At 44.6% G+C, this 16,992-nt stretch carries 16 protein-coding genes; 5 read left to right on the top strand and 11 right to left on the bottom strand.

The annotated features are described in order from the left end of the window. A complete protein-coding gene (gene nadE / locus ACXAGV_RS00285) occupies window positions 1-837 on the bottom strand; it encodes an ammonia-dependent NAD(+) synthetase (RefSeq protein WP_474870853.1) in 837 nt (278 codons plus the stop codon). Window positions 838-1,294: 457 nt separating this feature from the next. On the opposite strand from nadE, the gene ACXAGV_RS00290 reads away from it, so the two are divergent. Further along, window positions 1,295-1,876 (top strand): GspH/FimT family pseudopilin, encoded by a 582-nt coding sequence (locus ACXAGV_RS00290; RefSeq protein ID WP_474870855.1) that lies wholly within the window; start codon window positions 1,295-1,297, stop codon window positions 1,874-1,876. 73 nt (window positions 1,877-1,949) lie between these two features. Here the strand turns inward: ACXAGV_RS00290 and ACXAGV_RS00295 are convergent, their stop codons facing one another. After that, entirely contained in the window at window positions 1,950-2,342 is a 393-nt protein-coding gene (locus ACXAGV_RS00295; protein WP_474870857.1) for a type IV pilin protein, read from the bottom strand. A gap of 78 nt (window positions 2,343-2,420) precedes the next feature. Here ACXAGV_RS00295 and ACXAGV_RS00300 point away from each other — a divergent pair, with 78 nt between their 5' ends. Genes ACXAGV_RS00300 through ACXAGV_RS00315 form a run of 4 tightly spaced genes read left to right on the top strand, consistent with a single transcriptional unit; the run spans window position 2,421 to window position 4,863 of the window. After that, window positions 2,421-2,975, top strand: coding sequence for a pilus assembly FimT family protein (locus ACXAGV_RS00300; RefSeq protein ID WP_474870859.1), 555 nt, complete (start codon window positions 2,421-2,423; stop codon window positions 2,973-2,975). Continuing rightward, window positions 2,969-3,613 carry a potassium:proton antiporter gene (locus tag ACXAGV_RS00305; protein WP_474870861.1) on the top strand — a complete coding sequence of 215 codons (645 nt, stop codon included), beginning with the start codon at window positions 2,969-2,971 and terminating at the stop codon, window positions 3,611-3,613. Before ACXAGV_RS00300 ends, ACXAGV_RS00305 begins: the two co-directional genes overlap by 7 nt. Further along, window positions 3,603-4,535 (top strand): hypothetical protein, encoded by a 933-nt coding sequence (locus tag ACXAGV_RS00310; protein ID WP_474870863.1) that lies wholly within the window; start codon window positions 3,603-3,605, stop codon window positions 4,533-4,535. Before ACXAGV_RS00305 ends, ACXAGV_RS00310 begins: the two co-directional genes overlap by 11 nt. After that, the gene (locus ACXAGV_RS00315) at window positions 4,522-4,863 is read left to right on the top strand and encodes a hypothetical protein (RefSeq protein ID WP_474870865.1); all 342 of its coding nucleotides are present in this window, start codon (window positions 4,522-4,524) and stop codon (window positions 4,861-4,863) included. The genes ACXAGV_RS00310 and ACXAGV_RS00315 overlap by 14 nt, the downstream gene beginning before the upstream one ends. A 48-nt stretch (window positions 4,864-4,911) precedes the next feature. On the opposite strand, the gene ACXAGV_RS00320 is transcribed toward ACXAGV_RS00315, so the two are convergent. From ACXAGV_RS00320 to ileS, 9 genes are all read right to left on the bottom strand, one after another. Next, window positions 4,912-5,376, bottom strand: coding sequence for a type IV pilin protein (locus ACXAGV_RS00320; protein ID WP_474870867.1), 465 nt, complete (start codon window positions 5,374-5,376; stop codon window positions 4,912-4,914). A 2-nt stretch (window positions 5,377-5,378) separates the two neighbouring features. Further along, window positions 5,379-9,446, bottom strand: a complete 4,068-nt coding sequence (locus ACXAGV_RS00325) for a PilC/PilY family type IV pilus protein (protein WP_474870869.1) — start codon at window positions 9,444-9,446, stop codon at window positions 5,379-5,381. Window positions 9,447-9,454: 8 nt separating this feature from the next. Continuing rightward, window positions 9,455-10,018, bottom strand: coding sequence for a pilus assembly PilX family protein (locus tag ACXAGV_RS00330; protein ID WP_474870871.1), 564 nt, complete (start codon window positions 10,016-10,018; stop codon window positions 9,455-9,457). Beyond that, the gene (locus ACXAGV_RS00335) at window positions 10,015-10,872 is read right to left on the bottom strand and encodes a PilW family protein (RefSeq protein WP_474870873.1); all 858 of its coding nucleotides are present in this window, start codon (window positions 10,870-10,872) and stop codon (window positions 10,015-10,017) included. Before ACXAGV_RS00335 ends, ACXAGV_RS00330 begins: the two co-directional genes overlap by 4 nt. Continuing rightward, window positions 10,869-11,519: a type IV pilus modification protein PilV gene (gene pilV, locus ACXAGV_RS00340; RefSeq protein WP_474870875.1), complete on the bottom strand. Its 651-nt coding sequence runs from the start codon at window positions 11,517-11,519 to the stop codon at window positions 10,869-10,871. The genes ACXAGV_RS00335 and pilV overlap by 4 nt, the downstream gene beginning before the upstream one ends. 436 nt (window positions 11,520-11,955) lie before the next feature. After that, window positions 11,956-12,900: a 4-hydroxy-3-methylbut-2-enyl diphosphate reductase gene (gene ispH / locus ACXAGV_RS00345; protein ID WP_474870877.1), complete on the bottom strand. Its 945-nt coding sequence runs from the start codon at window positions 12,898-12,900 to the stop codon at window positions 11,956-11,958. Window positions 12,901-12,902: 2 nt separating this feature from the next. After that, on the bottom strand, window positions 12,903-13,370 hold the full coding sequence (gene fkpB, locus ACXAGV_RS00350; RefSeq protein ID WP_474805770.1) for an FKBP-type peptidyl-prolyl cis-trans isomerase: 468 nt from the start codon (window positions 13,368-13,370) through the stop codon (window positions 12,903-12,905). 14 nt (window positions 13,371-13,384) lie between these two features. Further along, the gene (gene lspA / locus ACXAGV_RS00355) at window positions 13,385-13,933 is read right to left on the bottom strand and encodes a signal peptidase II (protein ID WP_474870879.1); all 549 of its coding nucleotides are present in this window, start codon (window positions 13,931-13,933) and stop codon (window positions 13,385-13,387) included. Next, the gene (gene ileS / locus ACXAGV_RS00360) at window positions 13,926-16,745 is read right to left on the bottom strand and encodes an isoleucine--tRNA ligase (protein ID WP_474870881.1); all 2,820 of its coding nucleotides are present in this window, start codon (window positions 16,743-16,745) and stop codon (window positions 13,926-13,928) included. The genes lspA and ileS overlap by 8 nt, the downstream gene beginning before the upstream one ends. Between the last annotated feature and the right edge of the window lie 247 nt (window positions 16,746-16,992).

Here is a 16,992-nt window from a genome sequence, read left to right on the forward strand (position 1 = left end):
CTACAACTCATCGTAAATTGTTGGAATTGGCACACGTTTATGCTGTGTACGCTCATAAATATAGAGCAATTTCTCTTCCACTTCCGCAGAAACTGGCTTTCCTTCCAAAAAGTCATCAATTTGGTCGTAAGACATGCCCAATGCTTGCTCATCGGCTTTTTGCGGAGACAGGCTTTCCAAGTCAGCAGTTGGCGCTTTAGTGATGACGTTATGTGGTGCACCCAAATGGGCTGCCACTGCACGTACTTGGCGCTTACTGAGACCAAACAACGGCGCAAGGTCACATGCACCATCACCATACTTGGTATAAAACCCTGTAATATTTTCAGCCGAATGATCGGTACCTAAAACGAGGCCATCAACCATCCCAGCAATTTCATACTGGATAACCATGCGGGTACGTGCTTTAACATTTCCCTTCACAAAGTCTTGTTTCGCTTCATTGTCGGGAAGAAGGTTAGCACTGGCAAGCGCTTGTGAAGTAGACGCATGAATAGCATCTGCGCCAGGTTTTACATTCACAGCAAGAGAGTGAGAGGGCTGAATAAAATCGATAGATTTCTGTGCATCTTCTTCATCAGCTTGTGTATCATAAGGCAAGCGAACTGCAATAAACTGATATTTTTTGTGATGTTCATTATTTAATTCATTTACAGCCAATTGAGCTAAACGACCCAACGTACATGAATCAATTCCCCCACTAATACCCAGCACCAGTGAATTCAAACCAGAGGTAAGCAACTGCTTTTTGATAAACGATACTCGACGTGCAACTTCATATTCCACATCGATTTCAGGCAGCACTTTCATTTCATCAATAACTGCTTGTTTTTGCATTATAATATCCACGTATTTTTGAGGCGTCCTGGAACCCGATTCTACGACAATATCACGTTAGATGTTAGTGGTATCCCCGTATCTATTTGAATAACCCTGTACTTAGTCGCAATGATAAGCACAGCTTTTCTTGGTGTAGCTATTTTTAAAGCGTAAGCATATCCCGTGTGAGATAGTTAACCGTAAGGCGTATGGTCAACGATGCGATATCACGGTAAAACATACCTTTATTGTCGGAGTTTAGTTTACCCTAAAATATAGGCGAGTAATGCATATTTATCGCGTAGTTTCATTACATCAAAGATAGAATAAAAAGTAGATTTAATGTGAAGATGGTTTTAACTCAAGGTCAGCCCTAATGGCTCAGACACTCAACGAACATTAACTTTACCCGCCGTTTGTTCGGCGCAGTCTATAAGCTAAGATTTAGAAAAATTCGGAAAATAGCAACCTCACAATGATAAGAACAGAATTTAAAAAATATCCAAAAGTCTTTATCAATCAAAAAGGCCTTACGCTGTTGGAGATGCTGGTCGCTGTTGCTGTGTTGGCGATTATTCTTACCACTGTCGCGCCAAGTATACAAAGCGTTCTTATCAAAAATAAAATAACATCAGATATCAATAATTTAAGTGCCATGGTGCAGCGGGCAAGGTTTACTGCGGTAGACGAACAAGCCAGTGTCGTTTTATGTCCGACAGAAAATTACACAGCCTGCACCAGCAGTTGGAAAAAAGCGAAAATGGTATTTGTAGACACAAACGGAAATGGTAGTCGTGACAATAACGAGGCGCTTATTATAGCGAGCGATCCGCTTAACTCGGCAAATACTATCTACGGTGTAACAGGAAGCTTAGCTTTTGATGAGCAAGGCGCAATCAATACGGCAGCAACAATTACATTGTGCCCCAAAGACAATGATGACGACTATGCGTCAGCCCTGTTACTTTCCCTATACGGACGAATTTCAGTAGCTGTAGACAGTGACGGCGATGATAAAAAAGAAGACTTAGATGGTAATGCGCTGTCTTGTAGTTAATAGCCTCAGTAAACTCTCACAATTTCTAGTCGTGGCTAGTATGCGCAGTTGATAGACCATACCCATTACTATGTTACCAGCATTCTCTTGGTGCCAACGACGTTTCATTTATTTTTATAGTCCTGCAATTGTCATCTTGCTTCTTGAATAAGAGCGTAGCTGCAACTTCATACTCACCGCTTTGACTCATTGTTTGCGCAATGTTGACTTTGTCGATATTGGCTTGAGGGAGCGCGGTTAACGGTAGATAAACGCCAGATTCTAACCAACTCCTCGACTGCAGAGACTGTATTGATAACAAGTACGCTTTAACTTGATTTACTTGGCTTGATTGCCAAGTTGAAATAACCGCTGTAGTCGTTGCTAAGCTCAGTACACCAACGATAGCCAGCACAGCTAGAGCCTCCACAAGTGTAAATCCAGCACTAAATTTTTGCCTGTCTAATCTAATGTCATTCCCTTCCATGGTACAGCTTTCTCTCAATAAGTTTTTCGGTAAATTAAGCCTAACAATTTACCGTTAGCACTTTTACTGGACTTGCGTATGGCTTTTCCTGAAAGAAGAAATAAAAACAGAGAAAAGAATGGGTATGGGCGCGCAATAGGCATGTCGCTCACTGAATTACTTATCGTAATATGTATTACAAGCATATTGTCGGTAAGCGCAGTTCCTTCATTTCAAGCGTGGCTTGAACGCAATGATTTCAAACATTTCGGGTCGCAATTAGCCAACTCAGCCAAGCAGGCGCGTATCTATGCTTTAACCAGTAAAAAGCCTTTTTACCTAATCACAAAATTTGAAAATGCGAACTGCGTAATAGTCAGCGACGATGAAAACTGTACTTGTTCAACATACCAGCGCTGCGCGCAAAATGATGCCGCGTATTGGGAGCTTCCCGCCAAATGGAATTCAAAGCTAACAACATTAAACGCAAAAGACAAAACTGTAGCTTTCAATCAACAGGGTACGCTCAATTTCGGCAGCGCCACCACGTTTAAGCTGTCCAGCGATCAATTTTCCGCCAAAGTCACTGTTAGCCCGCTGGGACGCGTGAAGTTATGTAGCGAACAGCACATTACAGGCATTGCGCCATGCTAGCTTTCTCAAAGACGTTAAACCGCTTAAATACAAATAAAATTGGCGGCTATAGTCTTACAGAGATAATGGTGGCTTGCGCTCTGTCAGGCATACTAATAACAGCGATAACGACATACAGTGTAAAGTCTCACGTGAGCTTATCGTCGCTACAGCACGCCACTTCTGTAGAAGAAGACGCGCGAGCACTACAGGATACTATATCTCGGCATCTAAGTAGGGCTGGATTTATTGAAAATAACACTTTTCTTACGCCGTTTTTGACTCTTGCAAGTACCAGTCATTCACAGCCAAACGTGATTCTTAGTCACCACGCTGGTGAAACGCCAAACAGCTGCATTACGTTTTCCTATGACAAAAATCGCAGCGGCGCTATTTCTGCGGCGCAGGACGAAATGTTTGGGTATCGACTACACGATAAGTCAATTGAATACAGAGTGGGAGGAAAAACCTGTGCGCAAGGGGGATGGTTTGATTTGACCGACCCGAAGACTATCGAAGTGACTCAATTCGCAGCAAATGTATTGCACAAAAGCAGTTGGGGCGCGGCTTATGAAATTAATATAAGCATACAGAGTTTGATAAATCCAAACGTGGTAACAAACAAAACATTCGTGGTTGAGGCGGTTAATGAGAGATAAAGCATTAGCAGAAAGGAAGAGTATCACCACATACAGACAAAGCTTTATGCGCAAGCCTTACTTTTCAAAAGAGAAACAACAAGGTATGGCGGTCCTCGCAATTGTCGCCATACTTCTGAGTGTAGTAACGTTTACTACCATAACTACATCGCAAAACGTTCAACAGTACTATGCCATACAGAAAATCAGACAAGATAGCGTAAGCTCTCGCGCAATATTAAAGAAACACCTTAAAAGTGTAGCAATGGCGCTTAGAACGCAGAGCATTTCAACGGTACTAAGCACTACAAGTAAGCCTTATCTATCGACCACAGTGCACGAAGAAAGCCTAAAGGGTAATGAACAGCAGCCGCTCACCCACTACGAAGTGAGCGTTTCTCACAGCACAGAAAGCATTAAATACAAAGCTAATTTTCTTCGTTACCCAGCCCTTCTAAGGCTGCCAACTGCAGCTCAGCTATTTTCATGGGATAACCAACTGACTCATTGGTTATTTAATCGAAATGTGGCCGAACTAACTTCAGCATTTTTTCCAAATAGCGTGACAGCTTCTCATTGCGAGAATTTGGTGGATGCCACCGTCTATTGGATAAATGGAGACTGCGCTATAACTTATAGTGACCTAACGCATACATCGAGTTCAGCGCCTACCCTGCTAATCGTGGTAGATGGAGATCTTACTATAAGTGCGAATACGCATTTCTTTGGGCTAATCGTCATGCTTTCGACAGCTGCAGCTACCCATAAACTTCACCTTGCCCATTCAAGCTCAATTGAAGGCGCATTCGTGTCTAATGTTCAGTTGCAGATGCAGATTAGTGGCCTGTTGACACCCTCAGCGCAGGTTCTTAGAAATCTACAGGCAGGTACTCAGATGAGAAAAATAATCCCTGTCCCAGGAACTTGGTATGACATCGATTAAAAAACCACATCAAGAAGAGTTCATAAGCATATTGGCAGCTAAACCCTTGGCTGCAGCGAGAAGTGATAGCTTAAATTCTCCCCCACACAATGCATGTAACGGCGGAGTATTAATAGAAGTACTTATAGCGCTTTTTATTTTTATGAGCTCTAGTGCTTATCTACTTTCTAGCGAAATTAAAACGCGGGGACTTTGGCAGACGACATTAAAGTCACAAGTTGAACAAACACAACAGTTAAATACTACGAGGTTGGCCCACACGCAAGATAATGTAGATCAACGCTGGGAGGATATTGCAGTGTTTGGTATACCGACAATCACACCTTAGCCCATTATAGTTAACTAAGGTGTAATAATGTGGTGTATCAGTTAAGTTCTAGCAAGACCAGCAATATTCACCAGCTTCAAGCGAGCCATTATTGTTTTTGTCCCACCCTTTTCTACCATCGCTAAAATAGTAAAGGGTACCATCTGATGCTTGACCCGAGCCCGATACAGGAGTTGCTCTCAATTCAAAATCCGTCGCACTCGCAGATTGAATAGTCAGATTATAGCGACGGTTAGCTATTGGCTCTGAAGAAGGTGAATGTGATGCAAAAATAGAAGGAGCCCCTGTATCCCCCCCACTTGCTCCAGCGCCTTTGTAACTAAAAGAACCACTGTGATGCCGCTCCATCGCGGACGCTAAGCCTAGCAGGTCGGCCTGACCAGTACCGCGATATCCATCAGCAATAACCCCCTGATACGACGGATAGGCAATGGCAGCGATTATGCCAACAATAGCCACTACTATCATCAGTTCGATAAGTGAAAAGCCCTGTACGTTTCTTTTTAATTTCATGATTATTCCCTTTCGGTTTCTGAATGCCAGCTACCACGCTGAATACGTTCAAACCGTCCGTAGATGTTTTCAGCTAAACATTCAAATGCGCTGGCACAGGCTTCGTCATTACCGTCCTCGTCAACCTCGATTACTGCAGACACGCACTCGGTGCCTAGGCAGACAACCGGGCTAACAATATCTTCGATGAGTATTTTGGTTTCAGGTGCAATACCGGTTTGCTTCAAGTCAGCAACGCGATCGTCTCCATTTACCTCACCGTCATTGTTCACATCTGTGACTGCATTGCCGTTGAACATACTTACAAGGTATGCGCGACTACTGCCTGTGGGCGGTGCACAGGCGCTGGTGCTACTTACAGCCGGAACATAGGTAGTAAAGAACACTTTGTAGTCAATAATAAGGGGAGAAGACAGTACTTTCTCGCCATTCGTTGTTAAGTTCAAATACCACCCGTCTTTATTGGCAAAAGCTGCGGCTGCTAATGCACGCTCATTCTCATCGCTACTGTTCAGTGCATGGCTAGTTGCATTATACATTTTACTTTCGGTCACAGTAGTCATGTACGTGTATTTGCCGTTCTCATCGCGTTTGAATACACCGCTGTCTTTCAGCATGTAGAAGTTATCATCCACTACGGTATCAAGTGGAGATGCACGCCACCCGCTTCCCAGCGCAACGGCATAATACAATTCATCACCTAATGCGATTTCCGTTACATCCGGGCCATAGTAAAAACGGCGATTGGTTTCTTCAGTATCGCCACCGAAATCGGCAATACGCGCACCTTTTATAAAGTCAGCGCCCGACTCACCGTTATAGATGTCCAAGCGGAACAGTTGACCACCTGTATCAGACACATACATGTGGTCGGCTTCACCATCATTATCTCTATCGATGACAGAAATACGCCCAGGAATACTGTAGGTCATATTGGACAAGTCAAGATTAGAATTTTCGTTACTAGCGTGCCAGAGCAGACTTCCGGTATCAGCATCAAACATGTAGACTGCGTTGCCAACTACATCGTTAGCTCTTAACGAGCGGTCATCTTGAGCGTCGTCATAACCGCCCCCAACAATCATCACATTTCTTACCACACCGCCCATATTTACTTTTGTGATAGTAGGTTTCGACCATGTTTGACCAAGCTTAGTCAACGCTCCCTCGCCACCGGTAAGTTGAAACTTAAGCTTAGGTGAATCTTTGGCTGTAACGTCAAAGACATAATAGTTACGGCCGCCTCTACGCATGCCTACATAAAGATACTTCTTGTCTTCCACTTTTCGCAGAACCATATCGCCATCTATTCCATATTCATGATCTAGCGATGGAGTATCCTGGTAGAAATGATGTAAGTTTTGCAGCAGCTCCTTTGGCATAATGGCAAAGTTTTCTTCGCCAGTAGTAGTGTCAAATGAATGAAGCATGCCTTGATTAGTCGCCACGAAAATAGCCGAATCATTAGTACCGTAGTTCACGATAATAGGCTGTGAGTGAATAGGGTCACCCATTTGGGTTCTGTAATCGCTAGTACTGCCATCGCCATTGCTATCTTTTACATCAACACCACGCGCCCACTTTAATATTGCTTCTCTCAGGTCATCGGCATCAGTTTCATTTTGAATCGCGAGGTCTTCAGTAGTAATTGAAGAGTTATCTTCATGAAGCGCGTTATCCTCATCCACTATACTACCCGTGCCGTCAAACACATATATGTTGCGGTTCATCCCCAAACGACTAGCCGCTCCACCTTCGCTAACCTCACTGCCGTCAGCAAGTGTCGACCAATAGCTATGGGAATTCTCGGCAAAGAACCCGGTTTCGCTATCTACTGCACCGTGGCTGTTTTTATCCAGAATTTCGTCTCCGCTCAATCTGTAGCGTTTCAAATTACCCGGCCAAATTGCGCCTTCGCTGGGCTTAAATAGTGCGAAATACAGCTCGTCTCTGTGGGTAAGACGGTTTAACTGGTTCACCGCAACACCAGGAGAAACAAACGTGGCGTTCACGTCTTTCACAGAACGTAGAATAGTATTGAAAGCTTCAAGCAAATCAGTGCTGTTGTCAGCTTGGTAGAAACCTCCGCCACTTTGCAGCGCAAGTTGGTTAAGGAAGTTATTAGCGGTATTATTCGCTGCGAAACCTATCGTGTGCGTTATAACTCTTGGCCCAATAACCGATGTAGACGTATCGCTGATGTTTTTTACCAAGTCAAGGCCGCACTTTTCGCCGCCGCTACCCGTACAGTTTTTACCTAGCAGCGTTTGAATTTTAGACACACTATGATTGTTATTTGCTTCACCGTCAGATAACAAAACGATGTGATTATTGGTTTGACACTGTAAGTCAGATACCGGCGAAATATAGGTCGCTGGAGTGGGAATTTGTTCTGTAACGCAATCGGTGTCAGATAAATTATCTTCTGTACATCCTGACGGCAAAATTGAGTCCGCACCAATATAGGAACTACGGTGACTTACCCTAGTACTTCTTCTAACGGAGTTATTGACGCTACTCTCACCACGTTTACGCCCATAATCTACACTTCGGCCTCCATAGTAATTCGTGGCTTCTAACAAGGTATCTACGATAGGTGTAAAGCCGTTAGCACTTAGCTCGTCAATTTTACTGATTAAGTGTTCGCGTACTGATGCAGTAGCGCCAGGCGTAGCAGCACCGTTGTATTTAACGATCAATCTTGGCGCTTTAGATGGCGAATTGTAGGTATGCGCTCCTCGATACGACACGAAATCGTCCATTACAAAAGCCATATCATTGCCTGACTGCCAACCAGAACGGTCGACGATTTGCTTGACGATACTGCTTATATCGGGCGTTCGATAATCGTTATTGTTGTAGAAGTTGGGCATTGACCACGTAATGCCAGAGGTCTTTGGCAGATTTCTCAACCGATAACGACGGTTAGGATGAAAATCTGATGCATCATCGTCAGCTACCCCTCGTATACGCATACTCGCATTTCCATAAGTTCTAGTACTGTATGCCGTAAACTCTAAATATGCTTCTGTAACCTCTGCGCCCTGTGGAATATTGACATTTCTAAAGCGCACGCCGATGTAGTCATTGTAATAAGAACTAAAAGTAAGCTCGCCACCGGTGTTAGGGTACCCATTATAATCCTCTTCAGAGTTATCTTTAGCGTTACCAACCTGGTAAATACCCTCGCCTTGCACGCACCCCGTCGCCGTAGAATCGTCATATGATACGACTAATTGTGGTGCGCCGCTTTGCCCCACATCACTCGCCTTCGCCTCTCGACCACTAGCGGTATCCGAACTTGAACCTTCGATCAGAATATTTAAGTCTTTTCCGCCACACCAAGCAGACAAATCCACAACTTCTTGTATGACTGCACTTATATCTGGTGTAGTGATAATTTCGCCTGAAGCGGGAAAGCTATTATCAGTTAACCATTCTACATTGGCGGCTGTTTTGGTCCTGTCGCTAAGATTATTTCTGCTTGAAGAAAATTCGGTACTAGACGCAGATGCTTCTGCTGAAATGACCAATGAAGTGCCCGCTACGTTAAACCTTTCAGAGGTAAGGCGGATATTAGCACTAACAATAGTGGCCCCTTGCGGTATGTTTAAATCGGTAAAGCGCAGGCCAGAAGTTACGGTTTGTGTGCCACTACTTAATATCAGGTCGTTGCTATCTGTAGTCACACTACCATTGATTTCATGGGCATCATGATTATCGTCGTTAGTTGAAACAATAATTTCAGGACGCACAGCCTCGTCAATATTACGTATAGGATAAAGGATTGGCCCGCCATAATCAGAAAATCGCATCAGACCAGCATTAATGTTTGTGGCAGAGCGCAACGCGTCTTTCAGCGCGTTTTGTACCCGAAGCATTCTGGTCTGACTGGTGTTATCATAAGACCCCATACTTCCCGATGAGTCCATTATAAAGAGTACATTTGGGTTATAGGTAACCGCACTGCTAGCGTTCCCCAGGTAGATATCAAGATCATCACCAAAGGCAGAAAAGCCAATACAGCTAAACAGCGTAATAGAAGCAAGGTAATGTGTTATTTTTTTCATCATAATACCTATTGTGAAGCTGGGCCGAAGACGGACGCAGCCAGGCTATTGGCAACCACAGTGGACTTACCTGAAACTTTTCCGCAACCCCTAATAATAAATACGTGGCAGTTGACATTACTTCCACCGATGACATTACTTGACCCTCGGCACGCTTGTTCACGAATAAACGCCGTCCGCGACCAGCTTTTTGAAGAAGCTTCGTTTTGATAGGTACCATCTGTAGTATGCCTATCCCCAATGGTTAAGCCGCCTTCGGTCATGTATCTATCAGTCCATTCGTTCTCATCGAAACAGCTCATCGTATCGTTATCAGGATCAAAAATAGTGCCTTGCCTAGCTTCTGACAGAGGATCTGTTTTTGCTGAGTCAGTGAGCAAGGTTTCATCTTCAGATTCAAAAAACACACCTGCTATTGCCGCTTCGGCAGCGTCAAATGCTAAACCGCTTTGCTGCATCGACACGGCCATCTTTGATTGAGACAAGCTGCTGGTTACAGCGCTTACGCCTAAAACCGTGATAGACAGCAAAACAAGTAGCGCAAATACCATAACTAAGCCTTGCTGCCTCATTTCGAACTCCTGACAAAATTCTTCATATTTCTTAGGGCTAGGGTCTTCGAAAAGACTTGGTAATAGTGATCGGTACTCATTGTTTTTGACGCTTCATTTAAGAGCGCATATTTTTGTGCCTGAGTTTGCCTCACTTCATTTTGATAGCTTTTAAGCATAATAGCCCATCGTAATGACACCACTTGCTGATTGAGTGCTCTTAGATTGTCGATATCATTGGCCGTTACGTAAGTGACGGCCTGACCATTAGAGCTTGTGATAACATCTGACACTCCAAACTGCACTTGAAAGCTTTCTACGTTATCCAGCAATGTTATTGTTACAGGGTCAACGGATTGTGATTTAAGGCCAAGTAAGACACGCCCATCGTAACCGGTGCATTTTAACGTGCTGCCGCTCACGAAATAATGATTAACCACGTGAAATTCACGGCCCGCGTAACCATGGGTGTTACCCGTACAGTCTTCATTACTCAAAAGACTCACAACGAGTTTATCGCTGCCACCGCTGGAGGTTTGTACGCTCCCCAATGTATTTTTGGTAGGGAAGTCTCCGGGCACTGCTACAGGATGGTTTTCCACATAGGCCGCTTCAGCAACGATATCAACAGATGTATCTACATCTGCTACGATTTGGTCGTAACGGCCAACTTCGTAAAACTCGGCAGACAGGCGGGCCATAATAAAGCGCCCGGACTCTTGAACTTGGGCTACCGCTTGATTAACTTTATTTGTAACGCTGGAGCTGATTAGAACCTGTATAACGGCGCCGGAAATAATAAGGCCTAGAGTCAAAGTAATCATTAACTCTACCAGTGAAAAACCATATTGCGCTCGTTGACGGTAGCTCTTCATAACGTGACGTCCTTAAACACACATGCATTACTGTCACCTTCGGCTTTATTACATCGCGAGTTAAGTTGGTATTGCTGGTTTCCGGAGGATGACACGGGCCACATAAGCAATATTTCAACGCGAGAGCCTGGACTGCAGCTGTAAGTGTCAGCACCGTTGTTATCATCACAGGTTACCGAAACTGTGGTTTGGGGGTTTGTCTGCACTGCAGAGCAAGAAAGTGCCCAACCATCATACTTGGCCATTTGAACTTCACTACAGGTTTGTCCTTCACAGTTCGGAATATTGGCGGGTCTTGTTAAGCAGCAACCGTAATAGGGTTGGGTAGCATTCGAGCAACTTAAGCCTGAGAAGTTATAGGTTGTATCTGTGAAATAGTCATTGTTAGCGACCATACCATCGCCAACTGTTGCTGGGCGAGCCGCCGCACGTAATCGCTCCGCTACTTGTGCGGCAACCATTTCTGCTTGCGTTCGGCTGATGGCGTCTTTGTTAGCGAAAGAGCCGGTAAACTGAAGCGCAGCTACGCCTAGCAGACCTACCGCTAAGATAAATAGAGTAATTAAGATCTCTATTAGGCCTACACCACGTTGAGCGTAGTTTGTGCTTCCTTTCACTTGGTTTTTCGCCACCTTTTTAATTGTCATCACTTTTGCCAAATTCTAAATATAAGAATGGGTGTTATCACCAACTTAGTATAGTAAGACAAAAGCGTATTACCCTGGGTATCACTGGTTATCAAAACGTATAATTTTTAGCTATATTTTGCATGGCAAATTGGTTGTAAACCTAAGCATAGCTTGATCAAACATAGCACAGGAATAATCGTTCAGTAGCGCATTTAAAACAATCGCCTTGCGAAACCGGCGGTTGCCCAATAAGGATTTTGAGGCTTCGCGCCCGTTAGAACTATTGATGAGATGACGCCGCTTCCCTCGCGCTAAATTTGCAATTGGCTAAAAGCTCTTTTGATTTAAGGTATTATTATCTATTCGTAAGCCGTTGAATTTCCAGTAGACAAAAGCATAAAAAAACACCGCAACAAAGTGCGGTGTTTTTTTATGCTTTGATAATGTAGCAAGTTTAAACGACTTGCTTGACTCGCAATTCTTTAGGAACAGCAAATTCCACATTCTCTTCGCGACCAGCACGCTCAGAAGCTGAAACCGCGCCCCACGCTTTGAGCTTGTTTACCACACCTTGCACTAACACTTCCGGTGCAGACGCGCCAGCGGTAACGCCAATGTGCTCTATGCCTTCTAGCCACTCTTCCTGAATGCAATTAGCGTCGGCAATCAAATAAGCTTTAGCACCAATTTTTTCAGCCAACTCGCGAAGACGGTTCGAGTTTGAGCTATTCTGTGCCCCAACAACCAACAGAACCTGACAGTCTTGTGATAAGTCGCGCACAGCGTCTTGGCGATTCTGCGTGGCATAGCAAATATCGTCTTTTCTCGGGCCGTTGATTTCAGGGAACTTAGCGCGAAGGGCGTCGATTACATCGGCGGTGTCATCAACAGATAACGTAGTTTGGCTGCAATAATAAAGGTTGGTCGGATCTTTAACTTCAAGCGTTGCCACATCAGCTTCAGATTCAACTAAATAAATACCGCCCTCTTCATTGCTGTACTGACCCATGGTGCCCTCTACTTCAGGGTGACCAGCGTGACCAATCAAGATACATTCAGTGCCCGTTTTGCTAGCACGAGTAACTTCCATATGCACCTTTGTAACCAGCGGGCAGGTTGCGTCGAACACCTTAAGACCGCGATTATCTGCTTCTTTTCTTACCGCTTGCGACACACCGTGCGCCGAAAAAATTACGATACTGTCGTCTGGCACTTCATGCAGCTCATCCACAAACAGCGCACCGCGCTCGCGCAGCCCGTCTACAACGAACTTGTTGTGTACCACTTCGTGGCGCACATAAATTGGCGGTTCGAACATTTCTAGCGCACGCTCAACTATGGTAATAGCTCTGTCTACGCCCGCACAGAAGCCGCGAGGGTTAGCTAAATGAATTTGCATAACTAATTTCCACCTTGTGCTGAAGCGCCAGGTTTAACATCAATGATTTCTACATCAAAAATAACCGTCTGACCCGCTAACGGATGATTGAAGTCTACCGTTACTGAATCGCCAGCAGCGCTTCGAATAATACCCGGAATTTCCGAACCATCTGGCTGCGAAAATGCTAGAATCATGCCTTCTTCTACTTGTAAGTCAGCACCAAAGCGACTTCTATCCATATAGTGAATATTGTTAGGATCTGACTGGCCAAACGCGTCTTCGGGGCCTAATGTGAATGACTTTTTGTCGCCCTTTGCAAGCCCAAGTAAACACGCTTCAAAATTTGGTGTTAGGCTTCCGTCACCCATAACCATTTTTGCAGGTTTGTTGTTTACACGAGTGCTGTCTGCAGCAGAACCGTCTTCAAGTTTTAAATCGAAGTGAAGAATAACTTCGCTATCTGCGCCAATTACTAAAGAATCTGTCATAACCTTTCCGAATACTACTTAATGGTTTCGCTACTTTTCGTGCCGCTTGCTTGCACGTTAGCGCTTTTTTCTTCACTTCGTTTATCGCCATTTTTAAACATGTCGATGATGAGTAAAGCCGCGCCTATAAATATTGCGCTGTCAGCAATGTTAAACGCTGGCCAGTGATAATTGTTTACGTAAAAATCTAAGAAGTCGATGACATAACCATGGACTAAACGGTCGTAAACATTACCTAGTGCACCACCTAGAATAAATGCAAATGCTACGGGCAGCATTTTTTGCGAACGGGGTGACTGCTTCAGCCACCACAAAATCACTACACTTACCACGACAGCAATGGCAGTGAAGAACCAGCGCTGCCAACCACCTGCATTTTCTAAAAAACTAAATGCGGCGCCGTAATTATGTACGTAAGTAAAGTTAAAAAACGGCAATACCTGTATCGACTGATACAACGACATACTGTCGATAACCGTGTACTTACTCCATTGGTCGAGGATAAACGCAATTGCGCTTATCCACAAAAAACGCAAGCCTGTTTCGCGAAAAAGCTTAAGCATAGTGGCGTTCTTCTCCATCACCGTCAATGTTTGTCACACAGCGACCACAAAGCTCTTCGTGACCTTCATGTGAGCCTACATCTTCACGGTGATGCCAGCAGCGAACACACTTTTCACCGCTTGCTTTATCAACGCTCAACCATAAACCTTCAACGTCTGTGGCTCTCGCATCAGACGGTGCACTGTCAACTTTTGTTAGCGTAACGCCTGATGTAATAAGTACGAAACGTAGCTCGTCTTCAAGCTTTGCAAGTACGTTGTAAAGTGACTCGGTAGCATAAAGCGAAATGCTCGCTTCAAGTGAGCCACCTAGCTCACCATCTTTACGGGCCTGCTCCATTGCTTGGTTTGCCGCGTCTTTTACGCTTAGCACTTGATGCCATAGAGCATCGTTAAACGTATCGCTTTGCGTGAAGTTGTTGAAGCCTTCGTACCAAGTTTCAGTAAATACAAACTCACTGCGCTCGCCAGGTAAGGTTTCCCAGATTTCTTGTGCAGTAAAGCTGGTAATAGGCGCCATCCAGCGAACCAATGCTTCAATGATATGATACATGGCCGTTTGGCATGAACGACGAGCTAGCCCATCTGATTTTGCCGTGTACTGGCGGTCTTTAATAACGTCTAAATAGAATGAACCCAGTTCAATTGAACAGAAGTGCGTAAGCTTCTGAGACACTACCAGCAAGTCGTAGTTGTCATACGCTTCGATAAGCTCTTCTTGAAGTGCCTTAGCGCGAGCTACAATCCAGCGATCAAGGGCAACCATATCGTCTTCTGCAACCGCATCTTCAACTTTGAAACCGTTAAGGTTTGCAAGTAAGAAACGTGCGGTGTTACGTACGCGGCGATAGCCATCGGCAGCACGCTTTAAAATTTCATCCGATACCGCAATTTCACCGCGATAATCGGTAGATGCTACCCATAGACGAAGGATGTCTGCGCCTAATTTGTTAGTCACTTCCTGAGGGGCCACAACATTACCTACCGACTTCGACATTTTTCTGCCGTGGGCATCCACCGTAAAGCCGTGTGTTAGCACTTCTTTATACGGTGCGTGACCGTGCATGGCTGTTGATGACATAAGCGAAGACATAAACCAACCACGATGCTGGTCGGAACCTTCAAGATATAAATCGGCAGAGGCCGGAATGTCATCGCGACGGTCTACAACAAAGTAGTGCGTTACGCCTGAGTCAAACCAAACGTCTAGGGTATCGGTCACTTTTTCATAGTTGTCTAGTTCGCTACCAAGCAGTGCTGCATCATCGAGATCCCACCACGCTTGAATGCCTTTATCTTCAACTTCTTGTGCCACTTTTTCCATCAATGCCGCAGACTCTGGGTGGATTTCACCGGTAAGTTTGTGCACATACAAAGGAATGGGCACGCCCCACGTACGTTGACGAGAGATACACCAGTCTGGACGACCTTCAACCATTTTCTCAATGCGGTTTTGGCCCCAATCTGGGATCCACTTGGTTTGCTTAATTTGTTCAAGTGATTCAGCGCGAAGGCCTTTTTTATCCATACTTACAAACCACTGAGGCGTAGCGCGGAAAATGATTGGCGTTTTGTGGCGCCAGCAATGCGGGTAGCTGTGCTCGTATTTTACGTTTAAGACAAGATTACCCTTATCTTTAACCGTTTCGATAATTTCATCGTTGGCTTTAAATACAAACTTGCCTGCAAATAGCGGTGTGTTTTCAAGGTACACGCCATTGTTACCTACTGGATTGTACACTTCGATATCGTATTGTTTGCCCACGTTAAAATCGTCAACACCATGAGCTGGTGCTGTGTGTACACAACCTGTACCAGAATCAGTCGTAACGTGGTCGCCTAGAATTAACGGTACTTCAAGGTCTAAGAAAGGGTGATTAACTTTAAGCTTATCAAGCGCTGCACCGGTACAGGTTGCCACTTCACGGAAATCTTCAACGCCGTAGCGGTTCATGCAGCTTTCAAGCAAATCTTGTGCTACCACTAGCCATTCATTTGAAGGCTGAATCTCTACAATCGTATAGGTAAGCTCTGGGTGTAAGCTAATCGCACGGTTAGCCGGCAGCGTCCACGGCGTGGTGGTCCAAATTACAACGCCTGCTTTATGTGTGGTTAAGTCGCTTTCAGATACGCCAAACGCTTCTGCGATAGCTGCCACATCGGCTACTGGAAACTTAACGTCGATGGCAGGAGAGACTTTGTCTTTGTATTCAACTTCTGCTTCAGCAAGTGCTGAACCACAGTCTGTACACCAGTGAACAGGCTTAAAGCCCTTTTCTAGGTGGCCCGAATCGACAATTTTACTTAGCGCGCGAATAATGTCGGCTTCAGATTTGAAGTCCATGGTTTTATATGGGTTATCCCATTCACCAAACACACCTAAGCGTTTAAAGTCAGCCATTTGGCCGTCAATTTGCTTTTGTGCATATTCGCGACACTTTTGACGAAATTCAGCCGCCGTAACTTTCTTACCTGGCTTACCAACTTTCTTTTCTACCATCAATTCAATCGGCAAACCGTGGCAGTCCCACCCAGGAACGTACGGAGAATCGAAGTCAGAAAGATTTTTCGACTTTACAATAATGTCTTTAAGAATTTTGTTAACCGCGTGACCAATGTGAATATCGCCATTCGCATAAGGAGGACCGTCGTGAAGAATAAATGGCTTTTTGCCTTTTTTCGCTTCACGAATTTTGCTGTATACCCCTTTTTCCTGCCAGTCTTTAAGCATTTTCGGCTCGCGCTGAGCAAGGTTACCGCGCATCGGGAACGCAGTTTCTGGAAGGTTCAGTGTGGCTTTGTAATCACTCATAAAATTGTATTATCCGGTTACCTTAATTTTCACCCAATGCACTAACACATTGTGAAGGCGATATTCATTTTGCGATGTTCAAATTAAAACGCTGAATGTAAAAGATTCAACGTAAAACTTTATGTCGTTCTCACTAGCGCAAGACCGACCTTGTATGTTCTAGCAAAGCGACTTGCTTACGCGTTTCGCGAACAAGGATCCACGTTTAAAAAATCGAGCTCAATAAAACTAATACGCGCAGAAACTT

It is taken from the genome of Alteromonas sp. ABH4_453 (assembly GCF_056160665.1).

What these genes read in the sequence shown, in the direction of transcription:
- nadE (WP_474870853.1), bottom strand. Translation starts at nt 837, where the DNA reads ATGCAAAAACAAGCAGTTATTGATGAAATGAAAGTGCTGCCTGAAATC.
- ACXAGV_RS00290 (WP_474870855.1), top strand. Translation starts at nt 1,295, where the DNA reads ATGATAAGAACAGAATTTAAAAAATATCCAAAAGTCTTTATCAATCAA.
- ACXAGV_RS00295 (WP_474870857.1), bottom strand. Translation starts at nt 2,342, where the DNA reads ATGGAAGGGAATGACATTAGATTAGACAGGCAAAAATTTAGTGCTGGA.
- ACXAGV_RS00300 (WP_474870859.1), top strand. Translation starts at nt 2,421, where the DNA reads ATGGCTTTTCCTGAAAGAAGAAATAAAAACAGAGAAAAGAATGGGTAT.
- ACXAGV_RS00305 (WP_474870861.1), top strand. Translation starts at nt 2,969, where the DNA reads ATGCTAGCTTTCTCAAAGACGTTAAACCGCTTAAATACAAATAAAATT.
- ACXAGV_RS00310 (WP_474870863.1), top strand. Translation starts at nt 3,603, where the DNA reads ATGAGAGATAAAGCATTAGCAGAAAGGAAGAGTATCACCACATACAGA.
- ACXAGV_RS00315 (WP_474870865.1), top strand. Translation starts at nt 4,522, where the DNA reads ATGACATCGATTAAAAAACCACATCAAGAAGAGTTCATAAGCATATTG.
- ACXAGV_RS00320 (WP_474870867.1), bottom strand. Translation starts at nt 5,376, where the DNA reads ATGAAATTAAAAAGAAACGTACAGGGCTTTTCACTTATCGAACTGATG.
- ACXAGV_RS00325 (WP_474870869.1), bottom strand. Translation starts at nt 9,446, where the DNA reads ATGAAAAAAATAACACATTACCTTGCTTCTATTACGCTGTTTAGCTGT.
- ACXAGV_RS00330 (WP_474870871.1), bottom strand. Translation starts at nt 10,018, where the DNA reads ATGAGGCAGCAAGGCTTAGTTATGGTATTTGCGCTACTTGTTTTGCTG.
- ACXAGV_RS00335 (WP_474870873.1), bottom strand. Translation starts at nt 10,872, where the DNA reads ATGAAGAGCTACCGTCAACGAGCGCAATATGGTTTTTCACTGGTAGAG.
- pilV (WP_474870875.1), bottom strand. Translation starts at nt 11,519, where the DNA reads ATGACAATTAAAAAGGTGGCGAAAAACCAAGTGAAAGGAAGCACAAAC.
- ispH (WP_474870877.1), bottom strand. Translation starts at nt 12,900, where the DNA reads ATGCAAATTCATTTAGCTAACCCTCGCGGCTTCTGTGCGGGCGTAGAC.
- fkpB (WP_474805770.1), bottom strand. Translation starts at nt 13,370, where the DNA reads ATGACAGATTCTTTAGTAATTGGCGCAGATAGCGAAGTTATTCTTCAC.
- lspA (WP_474870879.1), bottom strand. Translation starts at nt 13,933, where the DNA reads ATGCTTAAGCTTTTTCGCGAAACAGGCTTGCGTTTTTTGTGGATAAGC.
- ileS (WP_474870881.1), bottom strand. Translation starts at nt 16,745, where the DNA reads ATGAGTGATTACAAAGCCACACTGAACCTTCCAGAAACTGCGTTCCCG.